This is a genomic window from Streptomyces sp. NTD91 (assembly GCF_059510455.1).
In genome coordinates this window covers 1-3,222 of sequence record NZ_JCAJZW010000106.1, presented here as the reverse complement: position 1 = coordinate 3,222, position 3,222 = coordinate 1, and the positions used below count along the sequence as shown (strand labels likewise).

Annotated in this window: 2 protein-coding genes; both read left to right on the top strand. The window is 75.2% G+C overall.

From position 1 onward, the window contains the following. Positions 1-2,342: SDR family NAD(P)-dependent oxidoreductase (locus AC5WRT_RS38725; RefSeq protein WP_496101083.1), on the top strand; the 2,342-nt coding region annotated here is incomplete at its 5' end. Between the two features lie 158 nt (positions 2,343-2,500). Continuing rightward, the coding region (locus AC5WRT_RS38720; RefSeq protein WP_496098893.1) for a beta-ketoacyl synthase N-terminal-like domain-containing protein at positions 2,501-3,222 on the top strand (722 nt) is incomplete at its 3' end.

The window sequence follows — 3,222 nt, the reverse complement described above, 5'->3', positions numbered from 1 at the left end:
CGCCCGAGCCCGCACCGCTGTCCGGGGGCGCGGGTACCGCCGGGGACGATCTGGACGCCCGGTTCTGGGAGGCCGTCGAGCGCGAGGACCTGGAGGCGCTGGCCGACACCCTCGACCTCGCCCCCGAGCGGCGCGAGACGCTCGGGGCGGCCGAGCCGGTGCTGCCCGTGCTGGCCGAGTGGCGCAGGCGCAGGCGGGAGAGCGCGCTGCTGGACTCCTGGCGCTGCACCGTGACCTGGCAGCCGGCCGGCGCGGACACGGCCGGTCCCGGTGCGCTGCCCGCACACTGGCTGGTCGTGCTGCCCGTCGGTGGCTCGGAGACCGGCACCGAGGGGGGAGGCGGTGGTCCGACGCGCGAGCTGATCGAGCGTCTGCGTGACCGTGACGGCGTCGAAGCCGTCGAGACCGTTCTCTTCGACGTGGATCGTGACGACCGCGCCGCCCTGGCCGCGCGGCTGCGCGCGACGCTGGAGCACAGTCCGGCCGTCGGCGCCGTACTCAACCTGCTGCCCCTCGACCCGGCGGACCCCGCAGGGGACGACGAGGCGCCGGAGCCCGGCGTGCCCCGGCCCGTCACCGCGACCCTGCTGCTCATGCAGGCCCTGACGGACACCTCGGCGCAGCTGCCACTGTGGACCGTCACCCGGGGAGCGGTGACCGTGAGGGGACCGGTGTCCCCGAGCGGGCTGTCCGACGGCGGACCCGTGCCGGACCAGGCGGCCGTCTGGGGGCTCGGCCGGGTCTTCGGCCTGGAGCATCCCCACCGCTGGGGCGGGCTCCTGGACCTTCCGGTCACCCCCGGTTCGATCGCGGAACTCGGCGCGCGCATCTGGGACGGGTTCTTCGCGGGCCTGGCCGGTGACGACGACGAGGACCAGTTCGCCGTCCGCGCCGACGGGCTCTACGTCCGCCGCCTGATCCGCAAGCCCGCCGACCCGGACCCCGGTACCGGTGCCGCCGGGCGGCGTACGATCGGGTTCTCCGGTACGACGCTCGTCACCGGCGGCACCGGCGCGCTCGGCGCGCACCTGGCGCGGCGGCTCGCCGCGACCGGTGCCGAGCATCTGCTGCTGGTCAGCCGCCGGGGGCTCGACGCGCCGGGCGCGGTCGAGCTGGAGGCGGAACTCACCGCGCTGGGCGCCCGTGTGACCATCGCCGCCTGCGACATCACCGACCGGGACGCGCTGGCCAAGCTGCTCGCGGACGTACCCGAGAGGGCACCCGTCACCGCCGTGGTGCACGCGGCCGGCCTGGAACCGCCCGCCGTGGGCGTGGAGGACACCGACCTGGACGCGCTGCGCGCGGTGGCGGAGGCGAAGATCGCCGGCGCCGTCCACCTGGACGCGTTGCTCGCGGACCGGCCGCTGGAGGCGTTCGTGCTGTTCTCCTCCGGCGCGGGCGTCTGGGGCGACGGCGGGCACTCCGGGTACGCGGCGGCCAACGCCTACCTCGACGCGTTCGCCGAGTGGCGCCGCGCCCGCGGCCGGGTCGCGACGTCCATCGCCTGGGGCGCCTGGGCGGGCGGCGGCATGGTCGACGACGCCGAGAGCGACCGGCTGCGCCGCTACGGCGTGCCCACCATGGACCCGGAGGTCGCCGTCGGCGCGGTGCAGCAGGCGCTCGGACTCGACGAGACGTTCCTCGTCGTCGCCGACGTGCTGTGGGACCGGTTCGCGGCGACCTACTCCGCCGCCCGTCGCCGCCGCCTCTTCGACGGGATCCCCGAGGTGCGCACCGCCGCCGAGGCCGCCCGCGCCACCGCGGCCGGTGACGGCGTCGGCGGCGACACAGACGGCGGCCCGGCGGGGGCGTTCGCCGCGCGGCTCGCCGGAGTGGGCCGAGCCGAACAGGAGCGGATGGTGCTCCACTTGGTCCGCACGCAGGTCGCGGCGGTCCTCGGCCACGAGGGCACCGCCGCGATCAGCCCCTCGCACGCCTTCCGCGACCTCGGGTTCGACTCCCTGACCGCCGTGGAGCTGCGCAACCGGCTCAAGGACGCCACCGGGCTCGCGCTGCCCGCCACGCTGGTCTTCGACCACCCGACCCCGACCGCCCTCGCCGGCCGCCTGCTGACCGAACTCGTCACCGGCACCGAGCAGCTGGGCGGACAGGAACTGCCCGCGCTGGAGGAACTGGAGGCCGCCGTCGCCGCGCTCGACCCGGCCGACGACGCGGCTCGCACCAGGATCACCGCCCGGCTCCAAGCCCTGCTGTGGCGGCTGTCCGACAGCCCGGCTGAGTCCGCGGCGGCGGGCGGCGGGACCGACGACGACGCGCTGCTCGAGGCCGTGTCCGACGACGAGATGTTCGACCTGATCGACAAGGAACTCGGCCTCAACTAGACCAGCCGGACGGGCCGAAGCCCCCCGCGGCCCGTCCGGCCTCCAGCCCCCCGCCACCCACCACCCGCCCCCGGCACGATTCCCACCGACCTGCCCGTTGCCGACGCCTTACGGGCGACTCCAAGCCTTCGGGCCTGCTCTAGGGACTGATGACGTACATGGCTAACGAGGACAAGCTCCGCGACTACCTCAAGCTGGTCACTACCGACCTGCGGCAGACCCGCCGGCGCCTCCAGGAAGTCGAGGCCCGCCAGCAGGAGCCCATCGCCATCGTCTCGATGAGCTGCCGCTTCCCCGGGAACGCCCACACCCCCGAGGACTTCTGGGACCTGCTCGTCGCGGGCGTCGACACCGTCTCGGAGCTGCCCGCCGACCGCGGCTGGGACCTGGAGAACCTGTACCACCCCGACCCCGAGCACCAGGGCACCAGCTACACCCGCTCCGGGTCCTTCCTGTACGACGCCGCCGACTTCGACCCGGCGTTCTTCGACATCTCGCCGCGCGAGGCCACCGTCATGGACCCGCAGCAGCGCCTGCTGCTGGAGACCTCCTGGGAGGCCTTGGAGCGGGCCGGCATCGACCCCGGCACGCTGCGCGGCGAGAAGGCCGGCGTCTTCGTCGGCAGCAGCGACCAGGGGTACGGCGCCGCCGCCGCGCACGCCCGCGACCGGGTCGAGGGCCACATGCTGACCGGCGGTTCCGGCGCCGTGCTCTCCGGGCGCATCGCCTACACCCTCGGCTTCGAGGGGCCCGCCGTCACCGTCGACACCATGTGCTCCTCGTCGCTGGTCGCCCTGCACCTCGCCGTACAGGCCCTGCGCCAGGACGAGTGCCGCCTCGCCCTCGCCGCCGGCGCCACGGTCATGGCCGGGCCGCGCAA